Raw genomic sequence first — 18,133 nt, forward strand, 5'->3', positions numbered from 1 at the left:
ATCGAGGCTATAGCCTAAAAGACACTTTTTCCAAATTTCACAGTGGTCGCCCTCCCGTTCTGTTCCCTTTCCAGGGCTTACGAGAAATATTTTCCTGCCGGATGATAAAAAAATTTAGCGGGGAAGGCTCCGCGAAGCGGCTGACGAGCACCGTCTACGAATGGAACAAAGATTTGCGAAAATACGAGCGCACAGCAACGGCTGTCTCTCCCCAGTAGAAAACGCGGCTGCACCTTGCCATTGGCGGAGCAGGAGCCTTAGCCTTGGTTGCACTTGCACGGCTGCAAACAAAAACAAGACCTCATCCCTTGCCCGGATGAGGTCTTGTGCGTTGCGTTGTTTATTGGATTGGCTCGCTATTTACTGGACATCAAGGCGCTTCATGATGTCGTCGAGCAGCAGGTTGGCCGCTTTGATGCCGCCTGCTGTGTTCCAGATCGTCTCGCTAACCTGGAATACTTGGTTGTTTTTCGATACGTTCAACGATTTGAAAACTGGGCTGTCCATCCACTTTTTTGCCATGTTGGTAATATCGGTGGCGCCTTTTTCTTCCGATACCCAGTAGAACAGGACGTCTCCATCCATGACGGACATGCCTTCTTCGGACACGAACTCCGCGAAGTTGTTCACGTCTTGCGAAGCTGGACGCGCGACGCCCAGTTGTTCGAGCAAGACACCGCTGAAGGTATCCTTTTGGTAAATCTGCACGCCTTTTTTCGAGAATTTCGCTACGGATACTTTGGTAGCCGTCTTCGAGCCAAGCTTTTCTTTGGCTGCGGCTACGCGCTCGTCAAACTCCTTGAGCACCTTCTCGCCTTCCGCTTTTTTGTTCACCGCTTCGGCTTAGAGGGCGAAGTTGGTTTTCCATCTGCCCGACAGCTCTTCCGCGAACACGGTTGGCGCGACCTTGGACAGTTGGTCGTACACTTTTTCATGACGGACTTTGTTTCCGATAATCAGGTCTGGGGAAAGCGATACAATCTTTTCGAGGTTCGGCTCGGTTTCAAAGCCGAGAGACTCTACCCCTGCCATCTCGTCCTTGATATGGTCGTACCAAGGTTCGCCTTCCCACGATTGCACGGCAGCGATTGGCTTCACGCCGAGAGCGAGCAGCGCTTCCGTTCCTTCGTTGGTCAGGATGATGACGCGTTGCGGCGTTCCTTTGATCTGGGTCGTACCCATGGCGTGCTTGATCTCGCGCACTTCGCCTGCTTCCGCTGGAGCTGGCTGGGCGGCCGTTGTGCTTTGCTCCGTCGTCGCTTGTTGCTGGGCTGGCTGCTGTGTCTGCTGTGCCTGATTGGCGCCTCCTCCGCAGCCTGCCAGAACAAACAGCATGCAAAGGGAGAAAAAGCTGGTCATGATGTGGCGCATGGTTCGTGCGCTGGTCTTTCTTTTCATATCGAGATATGCCCCCACTTCTATCAGTCGCTTGATTGATAACCATTATCAATTGATAGTATATAGAGACTGCTCCCGCTTTTCCATGCACGCCATTGCCTGTTTTATATGGACGGGATTGCCCGCAAAAAGTACGCCGTGCACTGCTCGATCATGTACTCCCTGCCCAGCGGCCCCCACGGGTCCCAATTTTTGCTCTCCGGATAGTACACCTTGTTTTCCCGAACAGCCCGCAAGCTTTGCCACAGCGGGTTCGGCCACAAGCGCTCCACGTCCTCTTTTTCGCTCCAGAACAGGATGATGCGCTCAGGGTCGATCCTGACCAGCTCCATCAACGCGTCAGGCTTGTAGGAGGCGTGTGTCACATGCGGATCGGGCTGGAAGCCGAGCTTGTCATAAAACAGGTCGGTCAAGGCGTGCCCTTCCGTCCCGTACAGCCGCACCTCATTCTCCAGCACCCGGACGATCGTCCATTCGCCTTGGCGCGTGACGGGGAGAAGCGCCTCTCTTGCCGCTTTCTCCACTTTTTGCACGTGGTCGATAATCCGCTGGGCCTGGTTCTCCTTATTGAAAACCGTGCCGATCTGCCGTTGATACTCGTGCCAACTCAAGTAGCCGTTGAACATGAACGTCTCCCCGAGCTTTTTCCACTCTCCCTGCCCCTGCTCCTGTCCCGTGTCGATCTGCACAATCACGTCCGGCGACAAAGGCAAAACCTCCTGCGGCGTGATGCTGCGCTCCGCATTCAACGCCTTCGTCCCGCGCAGGCGCTGCTGCAAATAAACCGGAAACCCGGTTCGCGTCGGGAAATAGTTGGGAAACGACGGGGCGGCAATCGGCTGAATCCCGATCGCGAGGAAGTGATCTTGCAAAAACAGCTTGCTCGCGATCGCCACGCGCTGGCCCGCCTGCTTCATGTAAATTTGCGGCGACAAGCCTTCCCGCTTTTTGAACAGACGGCTGAAATAAAGCTCATCCGAAAAGCCGACACTGCGGGCCACGTCTTTGACGCGATTGGCGGAAGAAGACGAGGACAGCATCGCCTTCGCCTCCTCCATCCTAAGCTGCGTCAAATACTCCCCCGGCGTCATCCCGACTGCCCGCTTGAACGCCCGGCAGTAGGAGCTTGGCGTCAACCCGGCCAGCTTGGGCAAGGCCCCGAGGTCCAAAGCCTCGCGAAAATGCTTTTTCATGTAGTCAATCGTCGCGGCAACGGAGCTGTCCCCGCCTTTTGCCCGAGCGCTTCGCTCCTCGCAAGCCGTGGCGAGCAAGTCGTAAAACAACGACTGGGCGCGCAGATGCAGGCATTCGTCCGCTTCTTGCCCCAAGCGGTACAACTCCTCCAGCTTCGTCACAAAAGCGGATGCGGACGCGACAGGAAACACTTCTGCTCCCGCCGCTTCCCCCGCCAGCCGCTTCTGTGCGCCGGGTGCTGCCGCTTGCTTGCCGCCTGCTGGCGATGCCGCGTCGATCCGCGTATAGTGCAGCCGATACATCTGCAGCGGTCCCGAGGGAACGGACAGCTCGTCAATGCGCATCGCAGGAGTCAGCATGATGAGCGTGCGCGCCTCGATTCCATGCTTTTTGCCATTGACGGTAATCTCTCCGCTGCCTTCTGCCACATAGCAGAGGACGTATTCTTCCAGTCGCAGTTGCCGCAGACGAAAGCCTCTTTTCAACCGCTGCTTGCGAAAAGCAGTCCATACATAAGCATGACAACCCCGGCTGTTCCTCATCAGACTCACATCCTTGCTTTCGTCATTATCTGTACAAGAAAAAAGTAGCCAAGCGTCGGTGCAGCCGTCGCCTGTACTACTTCTTTTTTGTTCGATCATGCTGGATCGCATCTCTGTCTACGATTGTCGTACTTTTGCCGCACGGAACATCAGCAGGAACAAATACGGCGCACCCAACAGCGCAACCACGATGCCTGACGGGATGTCTTTTGGAATCATCACGACTCTCCCGAGCAAGTCGGAGGCGGCCAGCAAGACCGCGCCCAACAGCGCGGAGACGACGACTGCCCTGCGGTGGTGAGCCCCGACCAGCAAGCGTGCCGCATGCGGCGCGAGCAAGCCGATAAACCCTACAGCCCCGACGCTGGCAACAGCCGCCGAAGCGAGCAGCACCGCAATGACCGCTACAGCGAGTCGCGTCCGGCGAACTTGCAAGCCCAAGCCAATCGAGCTTTCATCGTTAAAGGCGAGCAGGTCCACGCGGCGTCCCAGCCACCAGGCGAGCGGAGTCAGCACGAGGATCGCGGGCAGCAGTCGGCTTATTTCCGTCCAGCCGCGTCCGTATGTGCTGCCTGCCATCCAGGCGAGCGCCGGTGCAGCCAAAAGCTGTGCTTTTACGATCAAAATATTGATAAAAGCGGCGCCTGCTGCGGCAACCGCGATCCCGACCAGAGTGAGAATGATCGGGTTCAAGCCCCTCCGCCACGAAACGGCGTACACAATCGTGGCAGAGACAATCCCTCCGAGCATGGCTCCCAGCGGCATCCACGCGGAAAACTGCGGGAACACGAGCAGCAGCAGGATGGCTCCCACGCCCGCACCGCTGGTCACCCCGACGATTTGCGGATCAGCGAGCGGGTTGCGCACGGCGCTTTGCATGAGGCTGCCGCTGATCGCCAAGGCCACTCCGGCCAGCATCGCGGTCAAAAGCCGCGGCATCCGCAGCTCGAACAGAAGCTGGCTGTACATCTCGTTTCCTTGTCCCATGAAAACGGCGATGATTTCCGCCCAAGGCAAATACAGATTCCCGATTGCCAGGCCGGACATCCAGACGAGGACGAGCAGCACGCACAAGATGACGACGACGATCGGATACGGAACTTTGCGCTGCCAGCCGCCTACGCTCATCGAGGTCTGCGCCCCGGAGCCTGTGCCTCCGCTCAGCTTGCGGGATACCCGCATCGCCAGCCAGATCAGCCACGGCCCGCCAATCGCCGCCGTAATCGCACCTGCAGGCAGCTCGCCGTACGCATTGATAAACGTGCGTGAGATCGTGTCAGAGACAACGAGCAGCGCCGCCCCCCAGATCGCACTGATCGGCAAAAGCCAGATGTGTCTTGTCAGCCCGCTGAGCCGCACCAGATGCGGTGCCACCAGCCCGATAAAGCCGATCGGCCCGACTACGCTGACGCTGACACACGTAATCAAAATCGCGATGAGCATGGCGATCAGGCGCGTTTTGCCGACCTTTTGCCCAAGCGACTGCGCTGTTTCTTCGTTAAAGCTGAGCACGTCAAGCTGTCTGGCCATCAGGCAGCTCGCTGCCACCCCGAGCAAAATCAGCGGCCAACTGAACTGCACCCCTGTCCAGTCGTTTTGCTTCAACGAGCCTGAACCCCAGATGAAGATGCCTTGTGTCGTTTCTTCATTAAACAAAATAATGGCACTGGTCAGCGAAGAAAACACCAGGGTAACGATCATCCCGGACAAAGCTACGCGCACGGGCGTTCCTTTTCGCCCACCCGCCATGTAGTAAACGGCAGCAGCAGCCAGTATCCCTCCCGCCATGGCAAATGGCAGCGGGTACTGGTGCAAGATCGCCGGCCAAAAAACCATTCCGAAAACGACAAACAAATAGGCTCCGGCATTTACGCCCAGCGTCGTTTCCGAAGCAAGCGGATTTCGCGTCACGGTCTGCATCATCGCTCCCGCAACCGCCAAAGCCGCGCCGGATAAGAGCCCCATCACCGTTCTCGGCAGACGGACGCCGTGAATCATCTGATGGTCGGCAATATCTTGTGGGGAGAGGATCGCTTCGATCACGGTACGTACCGAGATGTCAGCCAGTCCTTGTGTCAGGCTGACAAATGTGAGCAACACCAGAAGCACGAGGCCGCCAAGCAGCATCCATAACGGCCTCAAGCCTTCTCTTGAAGAAGAAGGGGCTTGATGGATGCCGATTGGGGCATCGCTTTCACGCTTGGCCAGACTCATTTCGCCAGCAGATCAGCAGCTTTTTTCGCCATGATTTGTGCGGACAATGGACCGCCGTATGGCCACATGTCGCCGCCCAATGCGTAAATGCGATTTTCTTTGACAAATTTGAGGCCGTTCCAAACCGGGTTGTTTTTCAACTGGTTCTCGATGACGTTGTCATCGTCCTGAATGATGTGCAGGAAGTTGGCATCCTGGAGCGCAGGAAGTGCTTCCACGTCTGTCGTCGTCATTCCGTTCATCTCAAATTTCTTAGGTTTGTATGCGTTGGTCAGTCCGACGCGGTTCAGAATTTGGATCGCGGTAGAGTTGTCCGTGGACAGACGGAATTCTACTGCGTTCTGGTTGCTGTAACCCATGGCGAGTACGATTGGCGTTTTGTCCATGCCAGCTTTGACAATTCGCTCTTTTGCCTCTGCATAAGTTTTGTCGAGCTCTTTCAGCACATTTTCTGCTTCCGCATTTTTGCCCAAAATATCGGCAATTTCCTTAAAAGTGGCAATCATTTGGGTATATTGATCGCCCTGGCCTTCTGCCGGGTTGGATTCAAACGCGATGGTTGGCGCAATTTTGCTCAACTCGTCGTAGTTCGCTTCCACGTTGCGCTTCATGCCGATAATGAGGTCAGGCTTGAGGAGCATGATAGATTCCAAGTTTGGCGCGACGCGGCTTCCCACGTCCACTACATCCGGGGCAATTTCCACAGGGAGCTTGACCCACTTTTTCATATTTGGAATATCGGCAATTCCTACAGGCTGCATGCCGAGAGCCAGAACATGCTCAGCGCTGCTCCATTCCAGGGCAACAACGCGCTTAGGAACACCTTTGATTGTCGTTTCTCCCATCAAGTGCTTGACAGTGCGCACTTGTTCTTCCGCCGCCTTGTCTGCCTCTGGCTGCGCAGATGCTGCCGGCTGTGCCTGCCCGGAACCGGATTGGGCGTTTTGAGTAGCAGTCCCTCCGTTCCCGCACGCTGCCAACAGAAGCATGGCAGACAAAAAGACGAGCAGGATTGGTAACTTCGTGATACGCATGCGATGACTCCCCCTTTTTTACGTTGCAAGCATTCTAAAGATGATTACTGGCGATGGTCATGTCTTCCACTATTCAATGATAATGATTATCATTTTCTTTGTCAATATTAGAATATGCAGATATGTTCGATTTTCGTGCCTTGCTGATCGAGGCGAAATGAAGTAGTCATTCGCCCCAAGTACCGTTTTGTCCCGGATTTTGCGAGGGTTTTGACGGTCTTTTTGGCATAAAAAAAGACACTCCGTTCATTCCGAGTGCCTAGAAAATAGGAATAAGATTTAAAAAGGGTTTACCTTCTTACCACTCAACAGAAGTACAAGTTACCGGAAGTATCCCCGTTATCAACCTCCGCTGGCTCTGCTCGGCCAGAATGGCCATCGATTGTTGCCTCGAAGTCATGACCTATTTTATGTCCCTTTGCATTCTGACTAATCGTGTACGACTGTGAAGATACCCAAACATCAGATTCCCTTAGAACATCATCAAAATACTCATTGTCCTCTACCTTAAATTCATGCCAATCGCCGGAAAGACTTCCATTTGAATCAAAAATCTCTATGTCTCCAGATGTATCCCAAGATACACTCGCGCCGGGAGGCCATGTAAGATCAAAATCTACACTACCAGAAATACTGGAATCATCAGGAAGCCACCCTTTTGTAATGATATTACTTGTTTTATCCGCATCAAGTCTGTCCACAAATTCTCTCGATTCAAAAACTTCAATCTCATTAAGCGGCTGGTCTGCACGGAAATAGGCATAGCTTTTTGTATCAGGGTTAGAGGGAGTGTCATCTTTATAAACTTCCCAGACATGGTATGATTTTGCTAGTCTCTGTTGGGTAGAATTAATATCAATAAAGTTATTCATTTCCGTTTCCCAAGTGTATATATTTGAAAATGAATCTGGAAGGTTCACGTCTATTCCCGCTGCTTTGGCTTTATTTGGACTTAGAAAGCTAATTTGGGATTTTCGAGGGTTAGCGATCTTATTTATTTTAATATTGTATCTCTTTGTGATATTCTCGAGATCTTCCAGATTATAGCCTTGATTTTCTCGATTAATCGAGATAACAGATGACAATTTCACCTGGTTATTTTCAAATTTGTAACCAAACAGATCAAGCGAGTATGTTGAATCTTTCGGATACTCAGGGGACAAACCCAAATCCGGTTCAAAAGTGTTTATGATATTTTCCGCATCAAGTTTTTCGCCGAAAATATAAAAAGGCTTGTGTTCTTTTTTAGCTTGTTTATACCATTTTTTCACCTTCGTGTCCTTTAGATTCGATTCAGCGATCCAAAGCGCATCGATCTCATCTGGAATTTCTTGAATATCCTCTTCTAATATTTGGATGGATTCCTCTACTTTACCAAGACTTCTCTGTTCACGGGTAGCTTCTTCAATTGTTTTACCGACAGCGCTATTTTGCTCATAGCCAATTACGCCAATTTTAAAAGGGCCTTGTTTTATTTTTGAGGTAGTAATCTCTACTTCTCGAGCTTCAACACCAAAGTTCCCCGCAACCACTGTCATGAGTAGAACAATACACGTCGAAATTTTTAGTATTTTTCTCCCCTTCATCAAACTCAACTCCTTTTTTGCATAAAAAACACCATTTATAATACTTAAATGTCAATCATTGGAGAGTGCCTTTATTATACCTAACATTTTCTGGTTTGACAGTTCTAATCGACTTGCCCTCGTCTCAAACTGAGTTGTGTACATTGGGTCAAGCATTAGCCCTGGGCTTCCTCAGATTCCACCTCGCAATAGACTCCACTGTCTTTGGCTAACGATAAGCGCTCGCCCCACAACCAAAAATCCCCCTCATGCGAGGAGGATTTTTCCTTTTTACTTCCTTCTACTACACTTCTTTCGGCAACACAATTCCCCGGTAGAGCTGAACTGTGACGAGGTAGTAGATCGCGTACACGGCTACGAAAATGACCGTTGGAATCCAGATGTTTACATATGGGTCCAGCAGGATGATCGAAAACATTTCCATCCCAACGAGCACGTGCAGCAGGCCCAGCAAAGCCGGGAAGACGAACACGACAAACAGCTCCTTGTAGATCGAGCCGACCAGCAGCTCCTTGCGCACGCCGATTTTTCGCAACATGCTGTAGCGGTCTTTGTCGCGGGTGGCCCCGGACAAAATTTTGAACATCAGGCAACTTGCCATCATCGCCAGGAACGCAATCCCGAGGAAAAAGCCCATAAACATCGTGCCGCTGGTAAAAGCGTACACTTGCTGGTACGTGCTGTATTTGGAGTTGATGGAGACTTCATGGTCCTCGTCAACATGCTCAGGCTTGAGCAGCTTCATTTGGCGCTCGTCCATCGCTTTCAAGTCGGCTTTGTACTTGAGGTAGTCATCCACTTGCGCCACGAGAACTTTGTGCTCGCTGCCCTTGATTGCCGCATACGTCTCCTGGTCGACGATTTGCACGGCATGGTCCGAGAGCATCTCGTAACTGCTGATGAACTCGCGGGAAATCGCTTGGCTCCACTCATCCGGCACCGCGGCAAGCTGCGGATCTTCGGCCGGATCGTTATACATGATGTACGCCTTTTCCGGCAGCGGCTGCGTCACCCGCTTTGGCTCGTTATCCGGCGAATACTGCTCCATCGTATTGGTCGAGATGAGCGGAGGATGCGCCAGCAAGTCTTCTTTGGTAAAGTAGTAGGCTTTCTCGTCCTTTTTGTAGCGATACGTATTTTGCTCCAGCACTTGCATGTTGGCAAGCGCCTGATAATCTTCCTCGACCGGATCGTGCAAGGTGATGTCGTAGATGCGCCCGATGCTCGCCACCAGCTCTACGTTTTGCTGGAAAGCCAGCCCGCCCGCCATCGCGCCGACGCCCAAGGCGATCAGCATCGCGACGGTTCCCAATATTTTCGTCAGGTTGTTGACCCGAAAACGAAGCTGGGCAAAGGTGAAGGCATTCAATTGACAGTCGTTCAGCTTTTTGTTGTTCTTCAACATCTGGACGAATACAGGCAAGAGCGAGATAAAGATCAGATAGGTCCCAATCGTCGTCACGACAGCCCCGACGATGAAGCCAAGTGCGACGTATTCTCTAAGGTGAGTCAACAAGTAGTAGCCAAAAGCTACCAGCGATATCCCAAGGATAGCCACGACAATCGTGCCGACGCCTTTTGCCTTGACTTTGTCATTTTGCTGCTCGGCGCGTATAAGATCCAGCTCTGTCGCCCGCGCCAGCCGAATGGCGTTGATCGTCGACGTAATCAGGAACAGCACGAGGAAAAAGCCCCACGTCATCAGCAAAGACGGCAAGTAAAACGGATGGTACCCTTCAGTGGAAATGTCCAGCAAGCTCATCAGCAATTGCCCGATTCCGCTGGACAACACGATTCCGACAAGGCTGCCGATCACAAGGGAGACAACTCCCATCAGCAAAGTTTCCCCGAACAACATCTGGCTGATCCTGGCTTTCTTCGCCCCGAGCACCATGTACATCCCCAGCTCTTTGCGTCTTAGCGAGAGCAAAAACGAGTTCGCGTAAAAGATGTAGAAGATCGTAATGAACGCCAGCAGAAAGGCCCCTACATTGAAAACGATCCCGATCGAGCGGATCATCGAGTTCGCTTTCACGTACTCGCTATTCATGCCTAACGTCTGGAACATGTAAAAAATCGAAATGGAAATGACGAGTCCGACCAGGAGCACCAGGTAGTCCTTCATCATCTTGCGCATACTCGATAACGACAGCTTCCACAACATGACAACTTCCTCCTAACGCCCATCATGAGCTGCACCCAGCTCAGCCAGTACATCCAAAATTTGTTTAAAAAATTGCTGACGGTCCGTTTCGCGGTGAATTTCGGTGTACAAGCTGCCGTCCTGGATGAACAGGATGCGTTTGCAGTAGCTCGCGCTAAAAGCGTCGTGCGTGACCATCATGATCGACACCTGGTGGTTTTCGTTCAGGTCGGACATCGTTTCCAGCAAGCTTTTCGCGTTTTTCGAATCGAGCGCACCCGTCGGCTCGTCCGCAAGCAAAATCGCCGGCTCATGCACCAATGCGCGCGCCGCCGCAGCGCGTTGCTTTTGTCCCCCGGAAATTTGCACCGGATACTTTTGCAAAATCTCGCTGATGCCAAGCGTTTGCGCGACCTTGTTCACTTTGGCGCTGATCTCTTTGGAAGGCACGCCCTGCAGCGACAGCGGCAACGCGATGTTTTCGTACACCGTCAAATTTTCCAGCAGGTTGAAATCTTGAAAAATGAAACCGAGCTTTTGCGAGCGGAAATCGGCCAACTGGTTTTGTTTCATTTGTGTAATGTTCGTTCCGGCGATCTGGATGAAGCCCTCCGATGGCCGATCCAGCGTGGAGATGACGTTCAGGAGCGTCGTTTTCCCCGAGCCGGACGGGCCCATGATTCCTACGAACTCTCCTTTTTCGATCGTCAGCGATACGCCCTTCAAGGCGTGGGACTGGCTCTCGCCCTTTGTCCCGTATATTTTTTGGACGTTTTTGACTTCCAGTACGGCTGTACTCACTCGTTGTTCCTCCATTCGTTTTTTTGGCATTCGGCTGCCTACCGTGGTTCTCTTCGCTATTTACTGTAACTCGTTTCCATATAGGGAGCTATTGATCTACCTTACAGTTCGCTTTCGTTTTTGTAAGGTCGTGGGAGGGGAAAAGAAAGGTTGGCTGGTTCCGTGGGGCGCCAAGCGCTTGGGAACGCAAAAAAGCCATCCGTTATCCGTAACGGGATGGCTTTGTCGCTGTTGTCTCTCTCCCCGATGCGCTTTGCTCCCCTCGCCAAATAAAACGCTTCCGCATGCGGGCGCTATGGATCAATAGGCTGCCAATCCGCAACTCCTTCGCTAGCTTCCGCATGTGCTCCCACAATGTTTTTCCATAGCCTTTTCCGATTGCGTCTGGTTCGACAAACAAATCCTTCAGCAACCAGCGGCCGCTTTCCTCAAGTTGTTCCAGTCCCATAAACCCTAAGAGACGATTCTCGTCTTCCAGCACAATCACAAGCCCCGTCTCTATGTAATCTGGCGTCACCGTCAAATCTTCGCGGCATGCCTCCATGAATGCGTCACTGTAGCCCCAATAGGCTTTGGAACGAAAACAGAGGTCGCTCAGTGCGCCTGCCTCGTCCACGTGTGCTCTGCGTATTTGCAGCATTTTCTCTCTCCCTTTCTTTTCCCATTCAGCTTTTGGCATGTACTGACCGATTCTCCGACCAACATACAAAATCCCGCTGAATTTGTAAAAAAAGCCAACGCATCACCAAAAGAAAAATGGCCATCGCAGCACGGATGGCCATTTTTGGGGGTCTGGTTTATTTTGCAGCAGCAGCTTTCAGGCTGTACACTTCTTTTCCTTCTACCAAGGTCAGCACGACTTTCGCATTCTTGATCTCTGTAGCCGGGATCGCAAACAGATTTTTGTCCAGCACGATCAGGTCCGCTTTTTTGCCCACCTCGATCGATCCGGTGATGTCGTCGACGTGGTTGGCGTATGCGCCGTCAATCGTGAAGCTGGCGATCATGTCAGGCAGGGTGGCGCGCTCATTCGGATTGGCGATTTTCGCCGGATCGGTCACGCCGTCTTCGATGCGCGTAATGCCCTGCTGGATGCCGTGGAGCGGATTGAACTCAGGCGTCACGATGTAGTCCGAAGAGGACGCTACATGCACGCCTTGATTCAGGAAGCTTTTCATCGGGTATTCTTTTTCTGCGCGCTCCTGGCCGAGATACGGCACCTCGATCTCGTCGTAGTAGCCGTCCTCCTGCATGAACCAGAACGGCTGCACGATGCCGACAGCTCCGAGCTTTTTGAAGCGGGCGATGTCCTCCTGGTTGACCAGTTGCAAATGAACGAGCGAGTGACGGGCATCGTGTTTGCCGTTTTGCTGTTCCGCGTACTCCATGCCATCCAGCGCGATCCGGGTGGAAGCGTCGCCGATGGAGTGAACGTGCAGTTGGAAGCCCGCCTTGTCAGCGGCCGCTGCCGTCTTGTTGTACACCTCTGGCTTCCAGATCAATTCGCCGTTCGTGTGCTTGTGCTCATACGGCTTTTCCAGGTATGCAGTAGCGCCTTCGACGACTCCGTCCATGAAAATTTTGACGGCGTTCACCTGGAACAGCGGGTTTTGGTTGCGCTCGCGAATTTTCACAAACTCGGCAATCTGCTCAGGTCCTTTGTCCGGGTTGGCGGTGATGGCATTGCGAAAACGGATAGTCAGCTTGTTTTCGCGAGCCAGCTCCTCATACGCTTCCAGCACGTTCGGATAGCGCAGCATGTCCGGGTCGCGGACAGTCGTCACGCCGCGCTCAACCGCTTTGTGCTGATACTCCTCGATTCCCGCTTTGTACTGCTGCACGGTGTAGCCGCCGATTTTGGACAGCACGAGATCCATTGCTTTTTCGCGCAGCGTTCCCGACGGTTCGCCTGTCTCTGGATCGCGCTCGATAATGCCGCCTTCCGGATTTTTCGTTTCCTTTGTAATGCCCGCCAGTTTCAGCGCGGCGGAATTGACCCACAGAGAATGTCCGTCATCCGAGGTCAGAGCGATCGGAATGTTTGGCACGATGGCGTCCAGCACTTCTTTGCGCGGACCGATCCCCGGCGCTACCGGATTGCTCCAGCCGCGTCCTTGCAAGGCTACTTCTTGTGGATGCGCCTTGACAAACGCGGAAACCACCTCTGTGTACTCCTCCATCGAGCCCGCGTCAAACAGGTCGATGGAATAGATCAGCCCGGTTGTTTTGCTTGCATGGGTATGGCTGTCGATGAAGCCTGGCAGCACCATTTGCCCTTTCAAGTCGGTTACCTTCGTACTTTTCCCGATGTACGCCTTTGCGCCCTCATCCGTGCCTACGTAGACGATCTCGCCGCCGCGAATCGCGACAGCCTGTGCCCAGTTTCTGTTTCTGTCCACGGTGTACACGGCGCCGCCCGACAACACGACATCGGCCGGCTGCACGACTGCCTGCTTCGCAGCATCCGCAGTCGCCTGACCAGAGGCTTGTCCCGCCGCCTGGCCCGTTCCTTGCGCAGCGAATGCGGGCAGCGGAATCATCAGCGCCGTTGCCAGCAATGCGCTGGTCCATTTTTTTCCGAACAAAAAAATCCCCACCTATCTCTTTTTCCATGATGCCAAACACGACAAACTTGATTGTAGCACCACAACTCAGAAAATTCCATGAAATCCCTCCGGCAAACTCGACTTTTTTCCCGATTTTTGGCGAAACACCTCGATTTTCATCGAATGAACTGGTTCATTTGGTAAAAGGTAGATTTGACATCCCCGAGCAGAACATTTACACTGATTAATGTTTCAAGTATTTAATTATTAACCATATATATTATTTTACACTTAAAACAGGAGCGATTAGCATGCCGAGCCAATCCGGTCTTACTGATTTTGAACAGCTCTACATCCAGGTGCAGCGAAGTGTCTCAGCAAAATGGCACAAGCGGCTGGACCCGCTCGTCTCCGCGTCGCAAGCCATGCTTCTGCGGATGCTGGATAAAAACGGTCCGCAAAAAGCGTCGGCTCTGGCCGAGCTTTTGCAGATCACTCCCGGAGCAGTGACCAGCCTTTCCGATAAACTGATCGCCTGCGGTTACGCCAGCCGCAGCCGGGTCAGCCACGATCGCCGGGTAGTCTACCTGGAAATTACCGAGAAGGGAAAAGCGATTTTGCAGCAATACAGAGTGGAACTGAAAAAAACGATCGGAGACTTGTTTGCCGGGCTGTCGGAAGAAGACCTTCAGCACCTGAACCGCATCTACAGGCAAGTCTTGCTTAACATCGAACAGCGAAGAGAGGAGAATCACGCATGAACGGGTTAACCGAAAAAAAGAAAGTGACGATCATGATCGCGATCATCACGGCGATGTTCTTTTCCGCGATCAACCAAACGATCATCGGCGTCGCCATGCCGCGCATTATCGCCAAGCTGGGCGGCATGGATTATTACTCTTGGGCCATCACCATTTACTTGCTGACTTCCACCGTCGCTTCCGTCCTGGTCGGCAAGCTGTCGGACATCTACGGGCGCAAGCCGTTTATTTTGGCCGGGATCGGGCTGTTCAGCATCGGCGCTCTGCTATCCGGCTTTTCCGCCACGATCTTTCAGTTGATCGCCTATCGCGCCATTCAAGGGGCAGGTGCCGGTATCATCATGTCCACCGCCTTCACCGCCATGGGCGACCTGTATGAGCCTCGCGAGCGGGCCAAATGGACCGGAGTCATGAGCGCGGTATTCGGCGTTTCCAGCGTCGCGGGTCCACTCCTGGGCGGATATATTGTCGATCATCTCGACTGGCATTGGGTATTCTGGATTTTCCTGCCGATCGGGCTGATCGCCTTCACCTTGATTTTGCTTCATTTTCCGCAGGTGGAAAAACGCCAGGGCGAATCCGTCGACTACTTTGGCTCCCTGTTCTTGACGACGACCATCGTTCCGATGCTGCTTGCTTTTTCCTGGGCAGGAGAAGGCCCGCACAAATACGCCTGGGGCTCCTGGCAAATTCTCGGCCTCCTGGCTGTCACCGTCGTGTCCTTGCTCGTGTTCCTGTGGATCGAGACGCGGGTAAAAACACCTGTGCTGCCGCTTGGCTTGTTTAAAAACAGCATTTTCACCGTCTCCAATCTGGTCGGCTTTTTCCTGAATGCCGGGATGATGGGAGCGATCATCTACGTTCCGTTTTTCGTCCAGGGCGTAAAAGGAATCTCGCCTACCATGGCAGGCTACGTCGCCATGCCGATGTCGATTGCCATGCTCGTGACGTCTGCGCTCGCCGGACAATTGATGACCAAAACAGGCAAATACAAAAAGATGGCGATCAGCGGGCTGCTCGTCATGACGCTCGGCATGGTGCTGATGTACTTCATGGTGCCGACCACGCCGATTTATTTGCTCGTGCTGTACATGATCGTGCTCGGCCTGGGCATGGGCATCGCGATGCCCGTCTTCTCCTTGACTGTGCAAAACGCAGTCGCACCGCAGGAGCTGGGTGTCGCCACCGCTACCTCCCAGTTGTTCCGCAACCTGGGCGGTACGATCGGAATTGCCGTCATGGGCAGCGTCATGAGCGCCAGCATGTCTGCAAAAATGAACCAGCTCTCGCCTACCATGAGCCAGGGCGCTGCCTCGATGCCTGCTGATCCGGCGTTGGCTGAAAAGCTGTCGCTGTTCACCAATCCACAAAATTTGCTCGATCAGCCCAAAATCGAAGCGGCGCTGCACAGCTTGCCGCCTGAGTCGCAGACCGTGTTTGCCCACATGCTGGACACGATCCGCGAAGCGATGAGCTACGGCATTACGACCACCTTTTTGACCGGAGCCATTGTCGCTGGCTTTGCGGTCGTGATCGCGCTGTTCCTGAAAGAAATCCCGTTGCGCAGCCAAAACAAGCCGGAGCAAAAGAAATCGTCCGAAAAGGAAACCCCGGCGACAAGTACCGCCGAATGGGACGGTGCGCAGGCTGCAGGAAAAGCTTGAGAGTAAGACATATTTATTATAGAAGAAAAAGGGGAGCACACTGACGTGCACCCCCTTTTTTGTTGCCCGGCCCTCGGCCGCTATGCTCGTTTTACAGCCGCGCTCTGCCCGTCCGGATCGCATGGGCATAGTCCATGCGCCCGGCTTCCTCTACGAGTTTGGCCGCTTTTTCATAATCATACGGAAGCAGGACGTACTCCACTTTCCAGGAGCACTCGCGGGCAAGGGAACTCGTATGGGAACTGTACAAAGCTGCTTGTTTTAGTTCAATACGATTTCGAGAACTCTCTTGAATAAAGGATTTTTTACATTATTTTGAAATAGAACGCGGGTCCCATTCCCTGTTAATTCCAATTATGATATATTTTTTATGGATTTTGTTTCACAATAGAATTCACAAATAGAAACATGACAATTCCTAAATGGGGTGACGAAGATGAACCTGTTAAAAAACTTTCTATTATTATTGTTGATCTTAGTGGGAATTAGCGGATGTGGGGGGGCCACTGACAATAAGGAAGAGAATAGTAGTGTCACTGAAAATCCAATTAGCAAGCAGGGAAGTGCAATGATTGGAGCAGACACTATTAAATTATATGAATTAAGCGGTAATCAAAATCTCAAAGACCAATTCAAATTTGCGTTTGACCCAACAGTTCCCCAAGAGATTAAATACTACAAAAACGGTGAGACAGTTACCATCGATTTTGGTGAAACAGTATATGATAACATAACTATTTTGGACATTCTCCTAAATTCTAAAGGTGAACAATTATATACGGATAAAGAAATCAAGAATGTTGCCTTTACCCGGATAGACAATAAATATCAATTCAAATTAGAGAAGCACTTCGCTTCTGCTTTAAATTCGAACGATGAACCGTGTCAAACGGTTTATAGAGGTTTTCGAATCAATGCTTATAAAGATGATAAGGAATATCCATTTGGATTTGTAATAAAAACAGATGCTTACTAATGCTTTCGAATTGAAACAAAGTTGCTCATTTGAACTAAGGAAACAGATAATCATCTTTGCTCATCAAAGAATCAAACCATATATGAAATCTAATGCGATGGGAGGTTAGATTTTAGAACAACTTTCAAGATTGACCATTTCTTTATTTTTTCCAAATCGTATGAAAAGGAAGGAAAGGTATGAAATTATTTAAGAGAGCTTTGCCCGTGTTTTTATTAGCGATAAGCTTAGTCGCACCTGCTAGTGCAGAAAAAGTTGGCGGATATGAGTACCCCGTGAAACCCGGAACAACTGAGTGGAAAGCACTTGAAAGCAAAATGGAACGCCAAAAGGTAAGCCAAATACCTGAGGATGTTTTGGAACAATTGTCAACCGAAGAGCTTGTTGAAACTGTTTTAGACTATCCGTTCCTGATCGACATGTATGCATACGATTCTTTTGAACAAGGTTTTTCTGCTGTTTCATCCAATTTCAACGGTCTAAAGGAACTGCTGAAAAGAGAAGATGCTGCTTCGAAGCTACTTGAGAAATACAAAGTGACAAAAGAATCGAAGGGAGTTAAGAAAGCATCTTCAGATGAAATGTTAGACTTGAAGAATCTTGAAATTATTTTAGAACAAAGTGAGATTAAAGAGAAGTTATCTCCAAACGAAGTAGAAGAAGTGGAAGAGCTTACGGAAGAACCAAAACGGGCAGCGGCTGCTATATATGTAAAGACACCAAAGGGCACTAAGGTGGAAGTGTTGCAACTAGGGGAACGTTTATCTTCTGCGGAGATTAAAGCTCTGGATCGGGAGGTTGAAAGGGCATATCCTCGTACTACTCTCCTAAGATCAGCTACAACAAATTACAATTGTCATTCCTATGCTTGGTACAGTACTTCTTCTAGCAACAAATATTGGATGAATGACCCTGGCGCCTATATGACAGATGGGAGTTATAAAAAAAGGAGTTCTGCTTCTGGAGATAGCAAAATTTACTACGATGTAAGAGGTAATGAACACACTGGGATAGTTACGACAGTTTATTCTGGCCCACCTGCACCTGGAAAAGATCAAGCAAGTATGATTAAAGTTAAATCCAAATGGGGGCAATTAGGATTAGTAGAACATATGGCCGATGATTGCCCGTATTATACGAGTGACTCAGATTTAGAATTTTACAAGTAATTAATCCAAATTTCGAAAGTATCTTGGAGAACTACTTTTAGGTGTGAAATCCAAGGTACTTTCTCTTTTTTTGGTAAAGGGAGAATTTCACCTTGTGGACGTCGC

The 18,133-nt window shown here is 51.3% G+C and carries 12 protein-coding genes and 1 pseudogene; 4 read left to right on the forward strand and 9 right to left on the reverse strand.

The window, feature by feature from the left end; translation table 11 throughout:
• Nucleotides 1-360: 360 nt before the first annotated feature.
• From AC27IT_RS21050 to AC27IT_RS21090, 9 genes and pseudogenes are all read right to left on the reverse strand, one after another.
• Nucleotides 361-1,398, reverse strand: a pseudogene (locus AC27IT_RS21050) (ABC transporter substrate-binding protein).
• Between the two features lie 104 nt (nt 1,399-1,502).
• Nucleotides 1,503-3,134 carry an AraC family transcriptional regulator gene (locus AC27IT_RS21055; RefSeq protein ID WP_283858691.1) on the reverse strand — a complete coding sequence of 544 codons (1,632 nt, stop codon included), beginning with the start codon at nt 3,132-3,134 and terminating at the stop codon, nt 1,503-1,505.
• Nucleotides 3,135-3,251: 117 nt separating this feature from the next.
• A complete protein-coding gene (fhuB, locus tag AC27IT_RS21060) occupies nt 3,252-5,348 on the reverse strand; it encodes a Fe(3+)-hydroxamate ABC transporter permease FhuB (protein WP_283858690.1) in 2,097 nt (698 codons plus the stop codon).
• Nucleotides 5,345-6,382 (reverse strand): ABC transporter substrate-binding protein, encoded by a 1,038-nt coding sequence (locus tag AC27IT_RS21065; RefSeq protein WP_005830841.1) that lies wholly within the window; start codon nt 6,380-6,382, stop codon nt 5,345-5,347. Before AC27IT_RS21065 ends, fhuB begins: the two co-directional genes overlap by 4 nt.
• Before the next feature lie 305 nt (nt 6,383-6,687).
• Entirely contained in the window at nt 6,688-7,968 is a 1,281-nt protein-coding gene (locus AC27IT_RS21070) for a hypothetical protein (RefSeq protein WP_487092078.1), read from the reverse strand.
• 283 nt (nt 7,969-8,251) lie between these two features.
• Nucleotides 8,252-10,132, reverse strand: coding sequence for an ABC transporter permease (locus AC27IT_RS21075; protein WP_283858687.1), 1,881 nt, complete (start codon nt 10,130-10,132; stop codon nt 8,252-8,254).
• 12 nt (nt 10,133-10,144) lie between these two features.
• The gene (locus AC27IT_RS21080) at nt 10,145-10,927 is read right to left on the reverse strand and encodes an ABC transporter ATP-binding protein (protein WP_174435214.1); all 783 of its coding nucleotides are present in this window, start codon (nt 10,925-10,927) and stop codon (nt 10,145-10,147) included.
• A gap of 187 nt (nt 10,928-11,114) precedes the next feature.
• Nucleotides 11,115-11,552, reverse strand: coding sequence for a GNAT family N-acetyltransferase (locus tag AC27IT_RS21085; protein WP_241752896.1), 438 nt, complete (start codon nt 11,550-11,552; stop codon nt 11,115-11,117).
• Between the two features lie 157 nt (nt 11,553-11,709).
• On the reverse strand, nt 11,710-13,497 hold the full coding sequence (locus AC27IT_RS21090; protein ID WP_283858686.1) for an amidohydrolase: 1,788 nt from the start codon (nt 13,495-13,497) through the stop codon (nt 11,710-11,712).
• 272 nt (nt 13,498-13,769) lie between these two features.
• On the opposite strand from AC27IT_RS21090, the gene AC27IT_RS21095 reads away from it, so the two are divergent.
• From AC27IT_RS21095 to AC27IT_RS21110, 4 genes are all read left to right on the forward strand, one after another.
• Entirely contained in the window at nt 13,770-14,219 is a 450-nt protein-coding gene (locus AC27IT_RS21095) for a MarR family winged helix-turn-helix transcriptional regulator (RefSeq protein WP_005830858.1), read from the forward strand.
• A complete protein-coding gene (locus AC27IT_RS21100) occupies nt 14,216-15,883 on the forward strand; it encodes an MDR family MFS transporter (protein WP_327944751.1) in 1,668 nt (555 codons plus the stop codon). The genes AC27IT_RS21095 and AC27IT_RS21100 overlap by 4 nt, the downstream gene beginning before the upstream one ends.
• 436 nt (nt 15,884-16,319) lie before the next feature.
• The gene (locus AC27IT_RS21105) at nt 16,320-16,859 is read left to right on the forward strand and encodes a hypothetical protein (RefSeq protein ID WP_242507410.1); all 540 of its coding nucleotides are present in this window, start codon (nt 16,320-16,322) and stop codon (nt 16,857-16,859) included.
• A gap of 179 nt (nt 16,860-17,038) precedes the next feature.
• On the forward strand, nt 17,039-18,028 hold the full coding sequence (locus tag AC27IT_RS21110; protein WP_005830866.1) for a hypothetical protein: 990 nt from the start codon (nt 17,039-17,041) through the stop codon (nt 18,026-18,028).
• Nucleotides 18,029-18,133 lie beyond the last annotated feature (105 nt).

The sequence above is a fragment of the Brevibacillus sp. YAE8 genome (genome assembly GCF_057543335.1).

Bases quoted from the DNA above. Each gene is read 5' to 3' on its own strand.
- AC27IT_RS21055 (WP_283858691.1), bottom strand. From the start codon at position 3,134: ATGAGGAACAGCCGGGGTTGTCATGCTTATGTATGGACTGCTTTTCGC.
- fhuB (WP_283858690.1), bottom strand. From the start codon at position 5,348: ATGAGTCTGGCCAAGCGTGAAAGCGATGCCCCAATCGGCATCCATCAA.
- AC27IT_RS21065 (WP_005830841.1), bottom strand. From the start codon at position 6,382: ATGCGTATCACGAAGTTACCAATCCTGCTCGTCTTTTTGTCTGCCATG.
- AC27IT_RS21070 (WP_487092078.1), bottom strand. From the start codon at position 7,968: ATGAAGGGGAGAAAAATACTAAAAATTTCGACGTGTATTGTTCTACTC.
- AC27IT_RS21075 (WP_283858687.1), bottom strand. From the start codon at position 10,132: ATGTTGTGGAAGCTGTCGTTATCGAGTATGCGCAAGATGATGAAGGAC.
- AC27IT_RS21080 (WP_174435214.1), bottom strand. From the start codon at position 10,927: ATGGAGGAACAACGAGTGAGTACAGCCGTACTGGAAGTCAAAAACGTC.
- AC27IT_RS21085 (WP_241752896.1), bottom strand. From the start codon at position 11,552: ATGCTGCAAATACGCAGAGCACACGTGGACGAGGCAGGCGCACTGAGC.
- AC27IT_RS21095 (WP_005830858.1), top strand. From the start codon at position 13,770: ATGCCGAGCCAATCCGGTCTTACTGATTTTGAACAGCTCTACATCCAG.
- AC27IT_RS21100 (WP_327944751.1), top strand. From the start codon at position 14,216: ATGAACGGGTTAACCGAAAAAAAGAAAGTGACGATCATGATCGCGATC.
- AC27IT_RS21105 (WP_242507410.1), top strand. From the start codon at position 16,320: ATGAACCTGTTAAAAAACTTTCTATTATTATTGTTGATCTTAGTGGGA.
- AC27IT_RS21110 (WP_005830866.1), top strand. From the start codon at position 17,039: ATGAAATTATTTAAGAGAGCTTTGCCCGTGTTTTTATTAGCGATAAGC.